Origin of the sequence: Micromonospora palythoicola (assembly GCF_036689795.1) — a bacterium.
In the GTDB taxonomy this organism is placed as follows: Bacteria; Actinomycetota; Actinomycetes; order Mycobacteriales; family Micromonosporaceae; genus Micromonospora; species Micromonospora palythoicola.
Genome location: NZ_JBAGKI010000023.1, coordinates 42,030 through 61,830 on the forward strand (window position 1 = coordinate 42,030; position 19,801 = coordinate 61,830).

At 70.7% G+C, this 19,801-nt stretch carries 17 protein-coding genes; 3 read left to right on the top strand and 14 right to left on the bottom strand.

Going from position 1 to position 19,801, the window contains the following annotated elements; all coding sequences use genetic code 11:
* Nucleotides 1-41: 41 nt before the first annotated feature.
* Both V5O40_RS13155 and V5O40_RS13160 read right to left on the bottom strand, forming a co-directional pair.
* Nucleotides 42-446, bottom strand: coding sequence for a roadblock/LC7 domain-containing protein (locus V5O40_RS13155; protein WP_013731521.1), 405 nt, complete (start codon nt 444-446; stop codon nt 42-44).
* On the bottom strand, nt 443-3,907 hold the full coding sequence (locus V5O40_RS13160) for a nitrate- and nitrite sensing domain-containing protein (RefSeq protein ID WP_332905693.1): 3,465 nt from the start codon (nt 3,905-3,907) through the stop codon (nt 443-445). The genes V5O40_RS13155 and V5O40_RS13160 overlap by 4 nt, the downstream gene beginning before the upstream one ends.
* Nucleotides 3,908-4,367: 460 nt before the next feature.
* Between V5O40_RS13160 and V5O40_RS13165 the strand changes: the two genes are divergently transcribed.
* Nucleotides 4,368-4,712 (top strand): hypothetical protein, encoded by a 345-nt coding sequence (locus V5O40_RS13165; RefSeq protein ID WP_332905694.1) that lies wholly within the window; start codon nt 4,368-4,370, stop codon nt 4,710-4,712.
* Nucleotides 4,713-4,730: 18 nt separating this feature from the next.
* Here the strand turns inward: V5O40_RS13165 and V5O40_RS13170 are convergent, their stop codons facing one another.
* On the bottom strand, nt 4,731-5,810 hold the full coding sequence (locus V5O40_RS13170) for an adenosine deaminase (RefSeq protein WP_332905695.1): 1,080 nt from the start codon (nt 5,808-5,810) through the stop codon (nt 4,731-4,733).
* Between the two features lie 143 nt (nt 5,811-5,953).
* On the opposite strand from V5O40_RS13170, the gene V5O40_RS13175 reads away from it, so the two are divergent.
* The gene (locus V5O40_RS13175; RefSeq protein ID WP_332905696.1) at nt 5,954-6,862 is read left to right on the top strand and encodes a putative RNA methyltransferase; all 909 of its coding nucleotides are present in this window, start codon (nt 5,954-5,956) and stop codon (nt 6,860-6,862) included.
* On the opposite strand, the gene V5O40_RS13180 is transcribed toward V5O40_RS13175, so the two are convergent.
* The 9 genes from V5O40_RS13180 to V5O40_RS13220 form a co-directional block, all read right to left on the bottom strand.
* The gene (locus tag V5O40_RS13180; RefSeq protein ID WP_269739882.1) at nt 6,859-7,539 is read right to left on the bottom strand and encodes a DUF4272 domain-containing protein; all 681 of its coding nucleotides are present in this window, start codon (nt 7,537-7,539) and stop codon (nt 6,859-6,861) included. The two genes, V5O40_RS13175 and V5O40_RS13180, sit on opposite strands and share 4 nt — an antisense overlap.
* 106 nt (nt 7,540-7,645) lie before the next feature.
* Complete coding sequence (locus V5O40_RS13185; protein ID WP_332905697.1) at nt 7,646-8,926, bottom strand: thymidine phosphorylase; 1,281 nt, start codon at nt 8,924-8,926, stop codon at nt 7,646-7,648.
* Between the two features lie 210 nt (nt 8,927-9,136).
* Nucleotides 9,137-9,841, bottom strand: a complete 705-nt coding sequence (locus V5O40_RS13190) for a cytidine deaminase (protein ID WP_332905698.1) — start codon at nt 9,839-9,841, stop codon at nt 9,137-9,139.
* A gap of 15 nt (nt 9,842-9,856) precedes the next feature.
* The gene (locus V5O40_RS13195) at nt 9,857-11,137 is read right to left on the bottom strand and encodes an ABC transporter permease (RefSeq protein ID WP_269739885.1); all 1,281 of its coding nucleotides are present in this window, start codon (nt 11,135-11,137) and stop codon (nt 9,857-9,859) included.
* 3 nt (nt 11,138-11,140) lie between these two features.
* Nucleotides 11,141-12,469 carry an ABC transporter permease gene (locus tag V5O40_RS13200; RefSeq protein ID WP_332905699.1) on the bottom strand — a complete coding sequence of 443 codons (1,329 nt, stop codon included), beginning with the start codon at nt 12,467-12,469 and terminating at the stop codon, nt 11,141-11,143.
* Nucleotides 12,470-12,529: 60 nt separating this feature from the next.
* Nucleotides 12,530-14,275, bottom strand: coding sequence for an ABC transporter ATP-binding protein (locus V5O40_RS13205; RefSeq protein WP_332905722.1), 1,746 nt, complete (start codon nt 14,273-14,275; stop codon nt 12,530-12,532).
* A gap of 160 nt (nt 14,276-14,435) precedes the next feature.
* A complete protein-coding gene (locus V5O40_RS13210; RefSeq protein ID WP_332905723.1) occupies nt 14,436-15,500 on the bottom strand; it encodes a BMP family lipoprotein in 1,065 nt (354 codons plus the stop codon).
* A gap of 277 nt (nt 15,501-15,777) precedes the next feature.
* Nucleotides 15,778-16,119, bottom strand: a complete 342-nt coding sequence (locus V5O40_RS13215) for a hypothetical protein (RefSeq protein WP_332905700.1) — start codon at nt 16,117-16,119, stop codon at nt 15,778-15,780.
* 18 nt (nt 16,120-16,137) lie between these two features.
* Complete coding sequence (locus V5O40_RS13220; protein WP_332905701.1) at nt 16,138-17,109, bottom strand: hypothetical protein; 972 nt, start codon at nt 17,107-17,109, stop codon at nt 16,138-16,140.
* Between the two features lie 102 nt (nt 17,110-17,211).
* Between V5O40_RS13220 and V5O40_RS13225 the strand changes: the two genes are divergently transcribed.
* Nucleotides 17,212-17,808: a TetR/AcrR family transcriptional regulator gene (locus V5O40_RS13225; RefSeq protein WP_332905702.1), complete on the top strand. Its 597-nt coding sequence runs from the start codon at nt 17,212-17,214 to the stop codon at nt 17,806-17,808.
* 73 nt (nt 17,809-17,881) lie between these two features.
* On the opposite strand, the gene V5O40_RS13230 is transcribed toward V5O40_RS13225, so the two are convergent.
* A complete protein-coding gene (locus V5O40_RS13230) occupies nt 17,882-18,736 on the bottom strand; it encodes a sugar ABC transporter permease (RefSeq protein WP_332905703.1) in 855 nt (284 codons plus the stop codon).
* Entirely contained in the window at nt 18,736-19,752 is a 1,017-nt protein-coding gene (locus tag V5O40_RS13235) for a carbohydrate ABC transporter permease (protein ID WP_269739890.1), read from the bottom strand. Before V5O40_RS13235 ends, V5O40_RS13230 begins: the two co-directional genes overlap by 1 nt.
* Between the last annotated feature and the right edge of the window lie 49 nt (nt 19,753-19,801).

Here is a 19,801-nt window from a genome sequence, read left to right on the forward strand (position 1 = left end):
AATGTTCTCGCCCCGCCTGCCCCCACCGGCCGGCGCGACGATCAGCCCATCATCCCCACAGCCGTACGCGGCTGTGGGGTCAGGGCGTCGCCCACCCGGTCGACGAGCAGGGCCATCTCGTAACCAACCTGTCCCACGTCGCAACTACGCGCGGCGAGCACCGCGAACGACGAGCCGTCGGAAATCGACATCAGGAACAGGAAGCCATTGTCCATCTCGACCACGGTCTGCAGAACGGCGCCTCCCTCGAAGCAACGGGCCGCGCCCTGGGTCAGGCTGACCAGGCCGGAGGCGATCGCCGCCAGCTGGTCCGCCCGGTCCCGCGGAAGGTCTCGGGACGACGCCAGGAGCAGGCCGTCCGCGGAGACGGCGACCGCATGCGCGACACCGGGCACCCGATCGGCGAAGTTGGCGAGCAGCCAACCGAGATCCTGCGTACTAGTCATCCTTCTTGCTCCTTCTGCCCGCTCCCGGCCACCGGGCCAGAGCCAGACTGCGAGGATTGCTGCCCGCCCGGAGTTCCGTCCGGGCCGGTCGGGTTGCTGTCCGAGGGGTGACTACGTCCCCGTTGGACACCCCGGTGGTAGGCGGAGAGCAGACCGCGTACCGATTCCGGGTTACGGCGCTGCACCGAGGTGGTGGGCTTCTCCACCGCGCCCGGTACGAGCTGTGCCATCGGCGTACGCTTCGGCAGCCCGGTCTCGGTGGTGCCAGCCGGTGGCGCCTGGCTGGCGGCGGTGGCCGCCCGCCAGCCGTCGTCGGCAGCGGTCCGCCAGATGTTCTCCTGCGGTGTCGGGCCGTGCGCGGGCGCGCTGTCGGCAGCGCCGGGCCGAGGCCCGCCACCCGCTGCCGCGCCGTTCCCGCCGGACGCGCCCGCCCCCGTCGGAGTCTGTGCCATCGGTGCGTTACCTGTCGTCCCGGTCTGGGTCTGCTGGGCTGGCCGATTGACGACGTCGACCGTGGAGAGCTGCTGGGTCGTCGCGCCGGCCGTGGCCGACTGACGCGCACCCGCCGACTCCTCCGGACCCGGCCGGCGGGTACGGAACCACGCCGACTCCAGCTCCCGGAAGATCGGCAGTTCCATCGTCTCGTCGGCGTACCGCTGCCGGTTCTGGGCCTGCGGCGGCGTCGGCGTGGTCGGCTGGTTCTGCGTGGGGGCGGGACGCGCAGCCGGCGTCTGACGCTGCACCCGAGGCAGTTCGGTGGTCATGTCCAGGGCGGCGGCCAGCCGCTCGGGCACGGGCGGGGCAGCCGATTCCCCGGCCACCGGCGGCCACGCCGGAGGAGCCGAGGACGTGCCGGCGCCGGGTGCCGCCGAGACCGGCCGCTGCGGCAGCGGGTTGCCGGGCGGAGTCGACACGGGTGAGCCGGAGACCGGCGAGGCCGACACGGGGTGACCGGAGACCGGGGCCGCCGAGACCGGCGGGGCCGAGTACGGCGTACCGGAGACCGGGGGCGACGACACCGGGGGCACCGGCGGAGCGTACGGCCCGGCCTCGGGGCTGCTCGGCAGCTGACGCGGGATGGACGGCGGCTGACCACCCGGCTCGTCGGTGGACCGACGCTGCGGCAGCGGGTCGATCGGGTGACCGTTCGAGGTGAGCGGGGCGAAGCCGTTGCCGTTGCCGTTGCCGCCGGTGCCGCTGGCACCGGTCAGGTCCGACCAGGCGGGCAGGTTGCCGCCGCCCACGGTGGTCGGCGTTCCGGAGCCGTTGCGGCTGGCCGGATCGAAGGGCCGACCGCCGAGGGTCACCTGGTTACCCGAGCTGCCGGGAGTACGCGCGGCGGGCGGGACCGGCGGGTGCGCGCCGTTGCCGAGCGCCGCCAGCGCACCGAACGCCGGGGTCGGGCCGGACGAGGGGCCGGCAGCGGCCGGCAGCGCGGCGGGCTGCTGCTGCCCACGGCCGGACAGTGCCCGAGGCACCAGCACGGTCGGCGGCAGCGTGACCTCGGCGACGGTGCCCCGGTCGCTGCCCGGACGCAGCTCGACCTTGACGCCGTGCCGGGAGGCCAGGCGGGCGACCACGACCAGACCCATCATCCGCGAGACGGCGACGTCCACCTGCGGTGGCGTGGCCAGCCGTTCGTTCAGCTCGACCAACTGCTCGCCGCTGATGCCGATGCCCCGGTCCTCGACGTACAGCGAGGCACGGTCGCCGACCCGGCGAGCCTCCACCAGCACCTGGGAGTCCGGCGGCGAGAACGCGGTCGCGTTGTCGAACAGCTCGGCGACGAGGTGGACGAGATCGTTCACCGCGTGCGCGGCGACCTCGATGTCCCGGTCGATCACCCCGAACTCGATCCGGGTGTAGTGCTCGACCTCGGACTGAGCGGCCCGCAGCACGTCGATCAGGGCGGCCGGTTCGCGCTGCACGCGGGTCGAGTCGGCGCCGGCGAGGACCAGCAGGTTCTCGTCGTTACGGCGCATCCGGGTGGCGAGGTGGTCCAGCTGGAACAGCTCCGCGAGCCGGTCCGGGTCCTCCTCGCCGCGCTCCAACCGGTCGAGGTGGCCGATCAGACGGTCGACCAGGATCTGCGACCGACGGGCCAGGTTGACGAACATCGTCGCGACCGACGAGCGCAGCGCGGCCTGCTCCGCAGCGGTCCGGACCGCCTCCAGGTGGACCGCGTTGAACGCCTCGGTCACCTGGCCGAACTCGTCCTTGCTGCGCACCGGCAGCGGTTCGGCGATCTGGTTGGCCAGCTGCACCGGCGAGAGCTGCCCGGTGACCTGCGGATCACGCAACCGGGCCACGGCCTGGGGCAGCCCGTACTGGGCGATGGAGAGCGCACCCTGACGCAGCTCACGCAGCGAACGGGCCATCGACCGGGCCACCAGGAAGGCCAGGAAGATGGCCAGCAGCAGCATCGTGAGCAGCAGGCCGGTCTCCAGGAAGACCGTGCGCTGCACCTCGGAACGCAGTTCGCCGGCCTGCTCCACCACGTCGGAGTCGAACTTCGACTCGACCGAGCGGATCAGCTTGCCGTTGGCGACCAACGCCTCGTCCCACTGCTGAGGGGTGAACGAGATGCCGGCGAGGTTCTGCGAGTTGTCGGCGTTGACCTGGCTGATGTAGATCGTCGCCTGCCGGCGGTCGCCACCGCCGATGGTCTGGGCGTGGAACTCGGCCTCCGCCTCGGTGGCCACCGCGTCGAAGCTCTGCTGTGCCTGCTGCTGACCGGTCTCGCTGGAGATGTAGTCGGTGCGCAGGGTCGAGCTCATGCCGCCCGCGATCAGCGCGCGGTGCACGACCACCCGGCGGACGGAGAGCCACTCCTTCTCCCGGGCGACCGCGGCGGCGGCCCGCATCCGGTCGCTCAGGTCGTTGTCACCGGCCAGCTGACTGGCCGAGTCACGAATGGTGAGCAGCTGGTTGATCAGCTCGTCGTAGGACTGGAGCGCGTCGGTGATCCGGAACTTGCCGTTCAGCACCTGGCTGCGAGCACCCGGCAGGTCACCGAGCCCGTCGTCGATCTGGCCGAGCAGCCCGTTCAGGCTGACCGGCAGGTCAGTGAGGTCGGACCGCTGCCGAGAGTAGGGCGCCTTGTCCTGGTCGACCCGCGCCGCGACCTCGTTGTAACGGGTGGCCGCCGCCTCCTTCTGCGCCGCGGTGCTCCGCTGCGGATCCAGACCCAGCAACAGCACGGCCGCTGTCCGCTCGTCCTGCAGGCCGTCCACCAGCTCACCGGAGTGGCTGATGAGTTCGGCCAGGTCGCCGGCGCGGTTCGCGTCGTTGAGCGCGTCCAGGTGGTCGACCAGACCGCTGGTACCCACGACGACCGTGGCGATGGTCGGCACGATCATGATGAGACCGAGCTTGGACCAGATCGGCATGTCGCGGAGCCGACCTGCGGGCCGGCGCAGACGCGACAGGAGAGAACCTGCCGTCTTCGGCCGTTTGCTCACGTCACCGCCCTCGTGATTGCAGCGTCCGCGTTGCCCCCGGACAACGCCCAGCAGCCGACCCGGCGGGTCGGACCATCCGAGATTCCATCACGCCGCCACGGAAAGAGAAAGCCCAGGTTGGCCCCAGCCGGAGGTGTGATGAGATGTTGATGCAATTTGATCGCGTTCCGTCTGTTCGGAGTTACTAGAAGTAATGAGCAGTCCGCACCGAGTCGTCCTCCTGGCCGGTCCTTCCGGCTCCGGAAAGTCGTATATAGCGCAGCAAACCGGGCTGCCAGTGCTCTGTTTGGACGATTTCTACAAGGACGGCGATGACCCAACGTTACCGAGACGGAACGGTCAGATCGATTGGGAGTCGCCCGATTCGTGGGACGCCCAGGCAGCGGTGGAGGTTATTGACCAATTGGTCCGGCACGGCCGGGCGGACGTGCCGGTGTACGCCATCAATGAGGATCGGCGGGTGGCCACTCGGCGCTTCGAGCTGACCAGTTCGCCACTTTTCGTGGCCGAAGGGATCTTCGCCGCCGAGATCGTCGGAGAGTGCCGGCGACGCGGGCTCCTCGCCGGGGCGTACGCCCTGCGTCGGCCGCGCAGCGCGACCTTCCTCCGCCGGCTGGCCCGGGATCTCGCCGAGCAGCGCAAGGGCCCCCGGGTCCTGCTGCTGCGCGGCCTGGCGCTGCTACGCGCCGAGCCGGCCGTGCTGCGTCGGCAGACCGGGCTCGGTGCGGAGGCCGCCCGGGGACGGGACGTGCTGCGCCGGGTGGCGGGTCTGCTCGCCGCCGGCCATCCGCCACAGGCCGGCTGACCCGGTCCGGACGTCCGCTCAGCCCAGCAACTTCGCGTACGCCGGCTTGATCACCTCGTCGATGATCCGTAGCCGCTCGTCGAAGGGGATGAAGGCAGACTTCATCGCGTTGATCGTGAACCACTGGAGCTCGCGCCAGCCGTAGCCGAACGCGTCCACGAGCAGCGCCATCTCCCGGGACATCGAGGTGCCGCTCATCAACCGGTTGTCGGTGTTGACGGTCACCCGGAAACGCAGATCCCGCAGCAGCCCGATCGGATGCTCCGCGATGGACGCGGCGGCACCGGTCTGCACGTTGGACGACGGGCACAGCTCCAGCGGGATCCGCTTGTCCCGCACGTACGCGGCCAGCCGGCCGAGCTGGGGCCGCGGGCCGGGGGTGATGTCGTCGACGATGCGGACCCCGTGGCCGAGGCGGTCGGCGCCACACCACTGGATCGCCTGCCAGATGGAGGGCAGCCCGAACGCCTCACCGGCGTGGATGGTGAAGTGGAAGTTCTCCCGCTGGAGGTACTCGAAGGCGTCCAGGTGGCGGGTGGGCGGGAAGCCCGCCTCCGCACCGGCGATGTCGAAGCCCACCACACCGTGGTCGCGGTGCCGTACGGCCAGCTCGGCGATCTCCTGCGAACGAGCCGCGTGCCGCATCGCGGTGAGCAGCGTGCCCACCCGGATCGGCGTACCGGCCTCGGCGGCGAGCGTGCTGCCCTCCACGAAGCCGGCCAGCACCGCCTCGACCACCTCGTCGAGGGTCAGGTTCTGCTCCAGGTGCTGCTCCGGAGCGAACCGCACCTCGGCGTAGACCACCCCGTCGGCGGCCAGGTCGAGGGCGCACTCCCGAGCCACCCGGCGCAGTGCGGCACCGGTCTGCATCACGGCGACGGTGTGCGCGAAGGTTTCCAGGTAGCGCTCCAGGGAGCCCGAGTCGGCCGCCGCCACGAACCAGCGCCCCAACTCCGCCGGATCCGTGCTGGGCAGAACGTGTCCGATCTCTGCGGCCAGGTCGACGATCGTCGCCGGGCGCAGGCCGCCGTCCAGATGATCGTGCAACAACGCCTTCGGTGCCCGGACGATGTCCTCGTACCCGACTACCGTGCTCATCGCCACTCGTCCCGCTCACAACCCATGCTCCCGACCCTAGTCGCCCCGTCCGGTCGGCGACCCGCGCAGGGCGTGTGTCGGGGCTCTCGGCCACCGGGACGGCCACGACGTACGCCCTAGACTCGACGCGTGAGACAGCCGTGATGGATTCCCGCGTCGTGGCCCGGCTGCGCTGTCCCGTCTGCCACGACCCGCTCACCGAGGCCGTGGTCGGCGGATCCCGGTCGTTGCGTTGTCCGCGCCGGCACAGCTTCGACATCGCCCGGCAGGGCTACGTCAATCTGCTCACCGGCCGGGCACCACACAGCGGCGACACCGCCGAGATGGTCGCCGCTCGGGCGGAATTCCTGTCCACCGGGCACTACGACGTCATCTCCACCGCCCTCGCCGACGCCGCCGACGCTGGCCTCGCCGACGCCGCCCTCGCCACCGCCGCCGACGCTGGCCTCGCAGACGCCGCCCCCGACCCGGTTGCCGGCGCGTACCCGCTGGTGGTGGACGCGGGCGCGGGCACCGGCCGGCACCTGGCGGCGGTGCTGACCGCCGTGCCGGGGACCGTCGGTCTCGCGCTGGACATCGCCAAACCGGCGCTGCGCCGGGCCGCCCGCGCCCACCCGGGGATCACCGCCGCGCTGGCCGACACCTGGCAGCGACTCCCGTTGGCGGACGCCTCGACGGCACTGCTGCTGAACGTCTTCGCACCCCGCAACGGCGCCGAGTTCCGCCGGGTCATCGCCCCCGGCGGACGGCTGCTGGTGGTGACCCCGGCCGACGACCATCTCACCGAACTGGTCGCCGCACTGGATCTGCTCCGGGTCGACCCGGCCAAGGCGGACCGGGTGGCGGCCAGCCTGGCCGGGCACTTCACCGAGGAGTCGACGACCGTGCACCGGCGGGAGCTGACGCTGTCCCGCACGGAGGTGACCACCCTGGTCGGCATGGGTCCGAGCGCCTGGCACACCGACCCGGCGGGGCTGGCCGCCCGGATCGACACCCTCGGCGAGCCGGTCCGGGTGACCGTCGCGGTGCGGCTGGGGACGTACCGGCCCTAGGTGGAGAGGTCGACCTCTTCCCACCCGGGAGGCTCGTCGTGGTACGGCCCGCGCAGGATCACCGCCCACTCAAGCGCCCACCGACGTTGACCGATCGCGTTGGCGTCCACCAACCCGGGCAGGCTGCGGCCGGCGCGGCTCACCTCCAGGTACGACCAGTCCAGGCAGTAGTGCAGGTCGAGCAGGGCCGCGGCGTCCGCCGGATGCTGCGGCGCGGCCAGGATCCGGGACCGCCACTGCCGGAAGGTCTCCCCCTCGGCGATGTGCGGCAGCCGCTCCACCAACCGGTCGTCGGCCGGCATGGTGGGGTCCAGCTGCTTGGTCAGGCCGAGCACCCAGGCCAGCGAGAACAGGGCGTCGTGATGCAGCACGAAGGAGCGGTGGTCGCCCTTGGCGCCGGTGACGAACTGGAACTCCGGTGGGGTGACCATCTCCACCAGATGCGAGGCGAGCAGCCAGCTCATCGCAGCCTGCGGTGGCATGCCGAAGCACCGGGCCAGGATCAGGTGCAGCACCGCGATCCGCGCCTCGATCTCCGCCGTCGGTCGTAGCTCGATGTCATCGCCCGGTTCCCAGACCAACGGAAACTGCGGCGGCGGCAACGGCAGCCGCAACCGGGCCAGCTCCTCCAGGCTCGCCTCACGCACCTCGCGGGGGTCGGGGGCAGGCACGATCACGGCAACATCCCTGTCTGATAACGACGTCTCGGCGCCGACGGTCCCCCCTGGCCTGCGACAATAGCGGTCATCACGCTCCGACACCATGGCCGGGGCCCGGGTTTCGTCACTCGACGCGTTCGATCACCAACGGCGTCGCGGCCGGTGGTCCAGCGGCGACGGTCACCGCCCGCGCGGCCTCCGCCAGCGCCGCCGGGATCAGCTCCGACCGCTCGGCCCGCAGCTCGTAGAGGGGGTCACCGGCTCGCACCGGGTCGCCGGGGCGCTTGTGCAGCAGCACCCCGGCCGGCACGCTCACCGGGTCCTCCTTGCGCGCCCGACCCGCGCCCAGCCGCCAGGCGGCCACCCCCATGGCGTACGCGTCGACCGCGGCGACGTGACCGTCCGTGTCGGCGCGGACCACCTCGACCTCGGTCGCCTCGGGCATCGGGGCGTCCGGGTCACCGCCCTGCGCCCGGATCATCGACCGCCAGACGTCCATCGCCCGCCCGTCGCGAAGCGCGGCGGCGGGGTCGGCATCGGGCAGCCCGGCCGCGTCGAGCATCTCCCGGGCCAGCGCCAGGGTCAGTTCCACCACGTCGGCCGGTCCGCCACCGGCGAGCACCTCCACCGACTCGGTCACCTCGATGCCGTTGCCGATCGCCCGGCCGAGCGGGGTGGACATGTCGGTGAGCAGGGCGACGGTCTTCACACCGTGCGCGCCGCCCAGATCCACCATGGTCCGGGCCAGCTCCCGGGCGTCGTCGACCGACTTCATGAACGCGCCGGAGCCCACCTTGACGTCGAGCACCAACGCCCCGGTTCCCTCGGCGATCTTCTTGCTCATGATCGAGCTGGCGATCAGCGGGATGGCCTCGACGGTGCCGGTCACGTCACGCAACGCGTACAGCTTGCGGTCGGCCGGAGCGAGCCCGGAGCCGGCCGCGCAGATCACCGCGCCGATGTCCCGCAGTTGGGCGGTGAACTCCTCGTTGCTCAGCGCCGCCCGCCAGCCCGGGATCGACTCCAGCTTGTCCAGCGTGCCGCCGGTGTGGCCGAGACCGCGCCCGGACAGTTGGGGAACCGCGGCTCCGCAGGCGGCCACCAGCGGGGTGAGCGGCAGAGTGATCTTGTCACCGACCCCACCCGTCGAGTGCTTGTCGACGGTCGGCCGCGCCACCGAAGAGAGGTCGAGCCGCTCGCCACTGGCGATCATCGCGGCCGTCCAACGGGCGATCTCCGGGCCGGTCATCCCGTTCAGCAGAATCGCCATGGCCAGCGCCGACATCTGCTCGTCGGCCACCGCCCCCCGGGTGTACGCGTCCACCACCCAGTCGATCTGCCCGTCCGACAACACCCCCCCGTCCCGCTTGACCCGAATAACGTCAACCGCCGCAAAACCACTCACCTTTGAGTCCAATCACTATTCACGCAGCCGGCAAGCCGCCCACCGGTCGCAACGGACGCACGTAGCGCACGATGTGGAGGCGACACCCGCAGCAATGGACGCACGGACCGCACCACGCACGGGCCGGGGCCGACCGTGCCCGGCGGAGGGATCAAGCCTGACCGCCCGGAGCCGGGTACGGTCGGCCCCGGCCCGGGCCGCAACCAAAGATCAAGAAGACCACCGAACCGGAATCTCCGTAGGCGGCTCACCCTCACCGGCCCAGAAGATCGTGCCGGACGCGTCGACCACCACCACCCGAGGCGTACGTGCCAGCCCCCAGCCGATCGCCTCCGCCGGGTCGTCCCAGCTCGGGCCCTCCTCCAGCACCCCGGTCTCGGCGCCCGCGTCGTCACCGGCCGAGCGTTCCCAGTAGGCCGTCCAGACCTGCTGGCCCGCGGAGAGGTCGGGGTGCACGAAGACGGTGCCCCGGCCGCGCCAGGCGGCCAGCCGGTCGGGTACCACCGGCACCGGCCGCTCCCCGGTGACCGCCTCGATGTCGGCCACGTCGAAGGCGTGCGGCAGCAGTTCGGCCATCCGCAGCGGCCCGCCCCTGGCCTCGACGAGACATTCCGGCCCGCCCTGTTCCCACAACAACTGACGGCAGCGTCCGCACGGCATCAGCGGCTCGCCGGTCGCGTCGACGCAGGACAGCGCGACGATCCGGCCGCCGCCCGTGGCGTGCAGTGAGGAGACCACCCCGCACTCGGCGCAGAGCACCACGCCGTACGCGGCGTTCTCGACGTTGCAGCCGACCACGACCCGGCCGTCGTCGACAAGCGCCGCGGCACCGACCGGAAACTTCGAGTACGGCACGTACGCGTGCCGCATCACCTCGGTCGCGGCGGCCCGCAGCCGCTCCCAGTCGATTTCCATGGTCCGCTCCCTGGGTCAGCCCTTGATGTACGGCTTGCCGTCGGCGGCCGGTGCCCGGACCCGGCCGACCAGCCCGGCCACGGCCAGGATCGTCGCCAGGTAGGGCAGCATGGCCAGGAACTGGCCGGGAATCACACTGTTGATCGCGCCGAGGTAGGTGGCCAACTGGTCGGCGAAGCCGAAGAAGAGCGCGGCGAGCAGCGCGCCGGTCGGGCTCCACCGGCCGAAGATCAGTGCCGCCAGGGCGATGAAGCCCTTGCCGCCGATCATGTTCTTGGTGAACGAGAAGAGGGCCAGTGTGTAGGAGGCGCCACCGATGCCGGCGACGGCACCCGCCATGATCACGTTGCGGTAGCGCAGGCCGAGCACCCGCACGCCGAGGGTGTCGGCCGCGGTCGGGTGTTCACCGACCGACCGGGTCCGCAGGCCCCACCGGGTCCGGAAGAGCGCGATGTGGATCACGAGCACCAGGAGCAGCGCCAGGTAGAGGAAGATGTTGCCCCGGAACAGCGCCGGCCCGAGCAGCGGGATGTCCGACAGCAGCGGGATCTCCCAGTTGCTGAAACGCGGTGCGCTGTTGTAGCGGGCAGCGTCGGTCTGCATCAGCCGCTCGTAGAGGAAACCGGTGATGCCGACCGCCAGCAGGTTCAGCACGATGCCCATGACCACCTGGTCGACCAGGTAGCGGATGCTGAACACGGCGAGCAGCAGCGAGATGAGTGAGCCGCCGACGGCCGCGGCGAGCAGTCCCACCCAGACGCTGCCGGAGATGCTGCCGAAGAGCGCGCCGCTGAAGGCGCCCATCAGCAGTTGCCCCTCGATGGCGACGTTCACCACGCCGGACCGCTCGCACAGCACACCGGCCAGCGATCCGAAGATCAGCGGCAGGGCGAGCAGGAAGGTGCCCCGCACGATGTTGACCAGCGGCATGAAGTTCTGTCCGGTCGGTGCGGCGGAGACCTGCCAGCACAGGAACGACAGCACGAACGCGACCAGGCCGACGGCGAGCACCGGCACGAACCAGCGTTTCGGCAGGCCGGCGAGCATCGAGCCGCCGGCGGCGAGCGCGATCAGGCCGAAGACGATCGCACCGACGGTGCCGTTGACCTCCAGTGCGGCGCCCGCGGCGTCCTCGCTGAGCGTGAAGCGGGCCTGCTCGCCGGTGGCGAGCGCACCGAACAGCACGGTGGCCAGCAGACCGAGGGTCAGCAGCACCAGCCCGACCTTGCGGTTACGGGTCCAGAAGCCCTCGTCGACCGCCGCGACCGCGACGTCGGGAACAGCCGTGGTGGACATGCCTCACCAGCCCTTCGCGAGGCTCGTCTGCAACCGGGCGGTGCGCGCGGCCCGGAGCTGGAAGATCGCCTTCACCAGTGCCGGCGCGGCGATGAAGATGACGATCAGGGCCTGGAGCACGGTGACCAACTCCAGTGAGATTCCCGAGTACGACTGCATCCGGTTGCCGCCGGCCTGCAACGCACCGAACAGCAGCGCGGCCAGCGCCACCCCCCACGGTTTCACCCGGCCGAGCAGGGCGACCAGGATGCCGTCGAAGCCGATCTGGGCCACCACCAGTGGGGTCAGGGCCGCGGCGGTGGTGCCGAGCACCATCTGCGAGCCGCCGAGACCGGCCAGCGCCCCGGCGAAGACCATGACCAGGACGTACGTCCGGGTGACGCTGATGCCGGCGGTACGGGCGGCGTCCGGGTTGGCGCCCACCGCCCGCAGCTCGAAGCCGAGCGTGGAGCGGTTGAGCAGCCAGGCGACCGCCCAGGTGGCCAGCACGGCCAGGATGATGCCGGCGTGGGCGCGTAGCCCGTCGCCGAAGAGTCGAGGCAGTTGGGCGGAGGCGTCCACCGGCCGGCTGATCGCGTCGGTGCGGCTCGGGTCCTGCACCCCGTTCTGCACGATCAGCCAGGTGAGGAAGTAGACCGCGATGTAGTTGAGCATGATCGTGTTGATCACCTCGTGGGCACCGGTCCGCGCCTTCAGGATGCCCGGGATGAAACCCCAGATCGCCCCGCCGAGCGCACCGGCCAGGACGGCGACCAGCAGGTGCAGCCCGGGCGGCAGCGGCAGCAGGAAGCCGGCCAGCGCGGCCAGGATGACACCCATCGTCGCCTGCCCCTGCGCACCGATGTTGAACAGGCCGCCACGGAAGGCCAGCGCCACCGACAGACCGGTGAAGACCAGCGGCGCCGTGTAGGTGAGTGTCTCCGAGATCGGGCTCAACGCCGCGTTGACGGTGGTCGCCGCCGGATCGAACACCGAACCCTTGAACAGGTTCGCGTACGCCTCACTGACCAGCGTCCAACTGGCGTTTATCGCGTCCGACGGGCGGGCGGTGATGTAGCCGTAGGTGGCCAGCACCTCCGGATCGGAGATGATCATCAGGACGGCGCCCACGACCATCGCCAGGACCAGCGAGAGCAGGGTCACGGTGAAGGTGTTGGCGGCCCAGAGGTTCTCCAGGAAGAGCCGCCCCAGCGTGGGACGAGGCCCGGAATCGCCGGGCGTGGTGGCCGCCTCGGCGCGCTCCGTGTTGCCGCGCGCGGTCCGGGTGGCCTGGTCCTCACTCGCCGGTTCCTTGTCCGGGGATCCCTGCTGCGCGGCGTTCGGGTCACTCATGGCGGGACTCCGCTTCGCTCCGTGCCGCCACGAGGCCGCCGTACCTGGTGTTTCGCTCGCTCATCGGTTCTTCTCGTCCTCGCTGCCGGGGCCCTCGGCGGCCGGCGCCACGCCGTCGGTGGTGGCCGCGACGTCACGATCGGTGGTCGCCGGAGTGCCCGTACCGGAAACCGCGTCCGCATCGGTGGTGGCGGCCGGGTCCGAGTTGACGGTCGCCGTCGGTCCGCCCTCGGCGGCGGGTCCGGCGCCGGGGGAGCCACCCTCCTGGTCCGGGGTGATGCCGGCCATCAGCAGGCCGATCTCCTCGCGGGCAGTGTCCGGGCCGACCACGCCGATGATCCGTCCGCGGTACATCACCGCGATCCGGTCGGCCAGTCCGATCACCTCGTCGAGTTCGCTGGAGACCACCAGCACGGCGGTGCCGGCGTCGCGCTCGTGGACGACCCGGCTGTGGATGAACTCGATCGAGCCGACGTCCACCCCCCGGGTGGGCTGGGCGGCGATGAACAGCTTCAGCGGTCGGGACAGTTCCCGCGCCACGATCACTTTCTGCTGGTTACCGCCGGAGAGGGTGCCGACCGGCGCCTCCGCCGACGAGGTGCGTACGTCGAACTGCTCGATCCGCTCCCGCGCGGCCCTGGCGATCTCGTCCGGCCGCAGCGACAGACCCCGACCGAAGGGTGGCCGGTCGTACACGTCCAGCACCAGGTTCTCCGCGACGGTGAACTCCTTGACCAGGCCGTCGACGCTGCGGTCCTCCGGCACGTAGCCGACGCCCGCCCGGAGCACCTTCTTGGTCGACCAGCCGTCGATCCGCTGCCCGTCGAGGGTGATCGTGCCGGCGAGCACCGGACGCAGGCCCATGATCGCCTCGATCAGTTCGGTCTGTCCGTTGCCCTGCACACCCGCGACACCGAGCACCTCGCCCGCGCGTACGGTCAGGTCGACGCCGTCCACCGCACGGACCTGCCGGTCGTCGTCGACGACCAGGCCGGAGAGTTCCAGGACGGGCTCGCCCGGGGTGGCCGGGGCCTTGTCCACGGTGAGCCGGACGGTGCGGCCGACCATCAGCGCGGCCAGCTCGTCCCGGCTGGCCTCGGGCGAGGCGGTGCCCACGGTCTTCCCGCGCCGGATCACCGTGATCCGGTCGGCGATCGCCTTGACCTCGCCGAGCTTGTGGGTGATGAAGACGATCGACTTGCCGGCGGCCTTGAGCGACCGCATCACCGTCAGCAGTTCCTCGGTCTCCTGTGGGGTGAGCACGGCGGTGGGCTCGTCCAGGATGAGCAGGTCGACGTCGCGGGTGAGCGCCTTGACGATCTCGACCCGCTGTTGGATGCCGACCGGCAGATCCTCGATCACCGCGTCCGGGTCGACCCGCAGGTTGTACCGCTCGGAGACCTCGGCGACCTCGCGCCGGGCACGGCGCCGGTCCAGGAACCCGGCGATCCCGCCACGCACCTGCTCGGCGCCGAGCATGATGTTCTCGGTGACGGTGAAGACGGGCACCAGCATGAAGTGCTGGTGCACCATGCCGATGCCGGCCGCGATGGCGTCGGAGGGGCCGCGCAGCTTCAGTGGCTTGCCGTCGACCAGGATCTCGCCCTCGTCGGGCTGGTAGAGCCCGTACAGCACGTTCATCAGGGTCGACTTGCCCGCGCCGTTCTCGCCGAGCAGGGCGTGGATCTCTCCAGGCTCCACCGTCAGGTCGATGTGGTCGTTGGCGACCAGATCACCGAACCGCTTGGTGATGCCGCGCAGTTCGAGTCTCAGCGCAACCTCCTGGAGTGCGAAGCGATGGTGCAGCGTAGCTGCTGGCGAGCGGGCGCGGCGTCGGCCGGACCGGTGGCGCGGACCGGCCGCTGCGGCACGGCGGGTCTCCCCCGCGCCGCAGCGGCCGGATCAGGTGTGCTCTGCTCGCCGGCCGCTCCTGGTGATCGTCTCACCGGGGGCGGCCGGCGACGGGTCACTTCGGCTGGGCGGCCGACTCGACCTTGACGGTGCCGGCGGCGATGTCCGCCTTCAACTTGTCGACCTCGGCCTTCAGCTCGGCCGGGACCTTGTCGTCGAACTCGTGGTACGGGGCCAGCGAGACGCCGTCGTTGGCCAGGGTGCCGATGAAGCCCGGGTCCGCCTGGAGCTGCTCGCCACCGGCGGCCTTGAGCACGGCCTCCTTGACCGCGCCCGGGATGTTCTTCACCACGGTGGTGATGATCGCCGGGCAGTTCGGGGTGCTCTCGCAGCCGTCGACGTCCACCCAGATGGTGTTGTACTTACCGCCGGAGGCCTGGGCCGCCCCGGTGGTGCCGAGGCCGGCGCCGCCGGCCACCGGCATGATGATGTCCGCGCCCTGGGCGACCAGCGCGTCGCTGACCTTCTTGCCCTCGTCCTGCTTGACGAAGTCGTTGGTGAAGGAGCCGTTCTGGGTCTCCTTGTTCCACCCGAGGACCTGGACGTCCTTGCCCTTGGCCTCGTTGTAGTAGGCGACCCCGTCGGCGTAGCCGTCCATGAAGATGGTCACCGGCGGAATCTTCAGGCCGCCGTAGGTGCCCACCTTGCCGCTCTCGCTCATGCCGGCGGCGACGTAGCCGGCGAGGAAGGCGGCCTGGGCGGTGTCGAACTGCATCGGGTAGACGTTGGCGACCGCCGGGTCGGCGTCGACGATGCCGAACTGCTGGTCCGGGTTCGCCTCGGCGATCTTCTTGGTCGCGTCGCCCATCAGGCCACCGACGGCCAGGATGAAGTCGCAGTCCTGGTTGACGTACTGGGTGAGGTTCGGCTCGTAGTCCGCCTCGGCCTTGGACGCGACGTACTTGATCTCGATGTTGTCGTTCTCCGCCTTGGCGTCCTCCAGGCCCTGCCAGGCCGAGGCGTTGAACGACTTGTCGTCGATGCCGCCGACGTCGGTGACCATACAGGCGCTGTACGCCTCGCCGCCGGAGCCGGCGTTGTTGTCCTCATCCGGAGCCTCGCCACAGGCGGCGGCGCTCAGTACGAGCCCACCCGCCGCGATGATCGAGGCGATCCGCATCCCACGCACCGAGCGCAAGACGTCTCCTTCCCATTGCACACCGCGTGGTACGCGGTGGCAGCCCTTGAGCCGGCCTGCGCCTTGCCGCCGGCGTCCCACGTTACGGGAGCAGAGCGTACGCCCGCGCCCACCTGCCGACCGACAATCGTGCAGGACTGTTGGAGCCCTGTTACCCCTACGTAATGCTCGGGTGGGGCACATCACTCGCCAGTGCCGGCAGGCGGGCACCCACGTGCCGAAAAAGTCCCTTTCCCCGGCGCCGACCTGCCGGCTGCGACTATCGCCAGAAGACCGCCACGGCGGCGTTGACCAGGGTCAATCCCACGATGGCGAGGAAGTGCCCCCGGTTGACCTCGGCCCGCTTGCGGGAGAAGAAGACCATGACGAAGATCAGCAGGGCGAGCACCAGCTTCGTCACAAGCTTCGCGGGTGCCGGCTCGTCGCCGTCGCGCAGCGGGGCGCTCAGCCCGATGCCGGTCAGCAGCTGGATCACCGAACCCCACAGCATGGCGGCGTTGACCCGGATCTTGCCGCTCAGGTACTGGGCGATCGCGCCACCGAGCAGCAACGCGAACCCGATCAGGTGGACGTAGAGAAGGATGAGTCGAAGTGCTTCCACCCGACCCATCCTGCCCTATCAACGACCGTTTGTAGTAGAGGCATCCCGGTGCATCCGGGAGGCCACCAGCACCAGCGCCAGCCCGACCACCGCGTAGCCGGCCAGTACGGCAATCGGGCGACCGGCGCCGGTGCCGTCGAAGAACGCAACCGAGCGCAGCAGCGTGCCACCGGCACCCACCGGCAGCCACTGACCGAGCGCGCCCCACGGCTGCGGCAGCAGTTCCGGCGCGGCGCCGACCGCGGAGAGCGGATTGCCGAGCAGGAAGACCAGTAGCGCGCCCAACCCGATGCCGGGTCGCCCGAGGAGGGCACCGAGCCCCGTCACGATGGCCGACGCGGCCACGGCGAACAGGCCGATGGCGGCACCCTCGGCGAGCCAGTTCCCGGCGATGACGCCCAGCCAGCCGTGCAGGACGGTCACGCCGACCAGGCCCGCCAGCAGGCCGGTCGCCACCAGCCCGACCAGGCGCGCCAAGCCGCCGGCGACCAGCAGGACCAGCAGCGCACCGGCGAGCAGGCTCGTCATCGCCAGCGGCAGGAAGCCGGCGGCGAACCCGGCACCCCGCGGATCGTCGGTGGTGGTCGGCACCACCTCGACCACGGTGACCGGACGCCCTTCACCCACCTGGCCGACCGCCTCGGTGAGCAGCGCGGCAACCGTGGGACTGGCGGCCGACGCGGTGTGCAGGGCGAGGCCGTCGGTTCCGATCACGAACGCGCCGTAGACCTCCCGGTCCCGTAGCGCCCGGTCGGCCGCCTCCGCGTCCGGCAGCGTGGTCAGCGAGAAGGCGCCGGGACGCGCGGCGGCGAGCCGCCCGGCCAGGTCGGCCACGGCCGGCGCCGGGCCCGCGACGGCGACCGGCAGGTCGCGCGGGCCCAGGTTCGCCGCCGGAGCCGCGAACAGGGGTACGAGCAGCGCCTGCGCGATGACCGCGAGGGCGGCGACGAGGACGGCGAGCAGCAGGGGTGACCGGTTCCGGGTGGGCATGGCTCCACTCTCCTAAAACGAACACTCGTTCTTTTATGTGACCAGACTCCGCCCGCTCATCGACTCCTGTCAAGAACGAACGCTCGTTCTACGATGTAACCCGTGCCACGTGTCTCGGAGGAACACCTCGCCGCCCGCCGCCGCCAGATCGTCGACGCGGCCCGCCGCTGCTTCCTGCGTGAGGGTTTCCACCGCACGACGATGCAGGACGTGATCGCCGAGGCGGGGCTCTCGGTCGGCGCGGTCTACCGCTACTTCCCCAGCAAGGCGTCCCTGATCAGCGCCATCGCCGAGGAGACCATCGGCGGCGCCGAGCAGGTCCTCGACGAGTTGGCCCGGCAGGATCCGCCGCTACCCCTGGACAAGGCGCTGGAGTACGCGCTGGCGTACATGGCGGAGCAGGCCGGCGACGAGGGGGTGCTGCGGATCGCGATCCAGGTGTGGGGAGAGGCGCAACGGGACCCGGCCCTCGGCGAGTTCGCGGCGAGCAGGTACACCAAACTTCGCGGGTACTTCGAGGTGCTGGCCAGCAGGGCCCAGGAAACCGGCGAACTGCCCGCCGACGCCGACCCGGCGGCCGTGGCCGCGGCCCTGTTCGGCCTCTTGCCGGGCTGGTTCCTGCAACGCATCATCACCGGCGGCCCGGACGTGGCGACCTATCTCTCCGGCGTCCGCGTGCTGTTCGGCCGGCAGCGCTGACCACCACCGTCGGAGCGGGCGGGCGTGGTCGACACGCCCACCCGCTGACAGCGCCCACCCGCGCCCCGACCGGTCAGCCCTTCGTGCCGCCGGCGGTCAGGCCGGAGACCAGGTGCTTCTGGGCGAAGAAGAAGACCAGCCCGGCCGGCACGGTGACCAGCACGGCAGCGGCGGTCAGGTACTCCCACTGCGGGTTGAACTGCGGCACGAACTGCTGCAGCCCGTACGCGAGGGTGAACTTGTTGTCGGTCTGGATGAACGCCGACGCGTACGCCACCTCGCCCCACGCGGTGAGGAAGGTGTAGAAGGCGGTGACCGCCACGGCCGGGCGGGCCAGCGGCAGCACCACCTTCCAGAAGGTGACGAACGGGCCGCACCCGTCCAGCGCCGCCGCCTCGTCCAGCGAGGTCGGGATGGAGTCGAAGTAGCCCTTCAACATCCAGGCGCAGAACGGCACCGCGATGGTCAGGTACGCGATGACCAGCGCGGGCATCGTGTTGATCAGCCCCAGCCGGGCCATGATCGTGTAGATCGGCACGATCAGGATGGCCACCGGGAACATCTGGGTGACCAGGAAGACCATCATCAGCGGCCGGCGGCCCGGGAAGTTGAACCGGGACACCGCGTACCCGGTGGTGGCCGACAGGAAGATGCCGATACCCATGGTGAAGGCCGCGACGATCACCGAGTTCAGGAACCACCTGGGGAAGTTCGTCTCGGTCAACACGTAGCCGTAGTTGGCGAGCGTGGTGTCCCGGAACAGGGTCAGCTCGCTGCTCTGGATCGCGTATCCGGGCTTCAGCGAGGAGAGCAGCACCCAGACGATCGGGCCGATCGCGATCACCGAGGCCACCAGCAGCGTGCCGTGCAGCAGGACGGACCGCGCCGGGCTGCGTCGGCTACGCGCGGGCCGCTTCACCCGACTCATCACCACACCTCGCCTTGCTTGCGTAGCGCTCGGCGGTAGAACACCGAGAACACCAGCAGGATGGACAGGATCAGTACGCCGTAGGTCGAGGCCAGCGAGTAGTTGCGGATGCCCTCGAAGGCGGCCCGGTAGGCACCGGTCACCAGGATCTCGCTCTGCCCGGCCGGCTGTCCCTCGGTCACCAGGAAGATGATCGGGAACATGTTGAACGTCCAGATGGTGCCGAGCAGGATCACCGTCATGCTGACCGGCCGCAGGCCGGGCAGGGTGATGTTCCTGAACCGCTGCCAGGCGGAGGCACCGTCGATCTCGGCCGCCTCGTACAGCTCCGACGGGATGGTCTGCATGCCACCGAGCAACGCCACCATCATGAACGGCACACCCAGCCAGATGTTGGTGACGATGGCGGTGAGCAGCGCCGTCCACCGGTCGGCGAACCACGAGACCGGGTCGATGCCGACCGCGGAGAGCAGCGCGTTGGCCAGGCCGAAGCGCTCGTTGAAGATGAACTTCCAGGCGAACGCGCTGACGAAGGCGGGCACCGCCCAGGGCAGCACGAGCAGCACCCGGTAGAGGCTCCGGAACCGCATCGGGCGGTTGAGCATGGTGGCCAGGCCGAGGCCGAGACCGAAGTGAAAGGCCACGCAGACGAAGGTCCAGATCAGCGTGGTGCCGGTCCACTGCCAGAACTCACCGACCTCGCCGGTGAGCACCCGGACGTAGTTGTCGAGGCCGACGAACTCCCACCGGTTGGGGTTCTCGGCACAGACCTCACTACCGGTGATCGACTTGGTGCAGATCTCGGCGACCTGGTTCGCCTCGTTCAGGTTGGTGAAGGAGAGCCAGATCCCGCGGAACAGCGGGTAGAAGATCAGAACTGCCAGGACGATGACGACGGGCAGCACCATCGCCCAGGCGTACCAGTGCTTGTCCCAGCTGCGGCGCAGCCGGGACGGACGAGCGGATCGGCCGGACGGCGTCGCGGGAGGCGCCGGTTCGGCTGTCACGGTGGTCATCAGCTGCGCTCCATGATGGGAGGCCCGGCAGGGCCCCGCGACCGCGGAC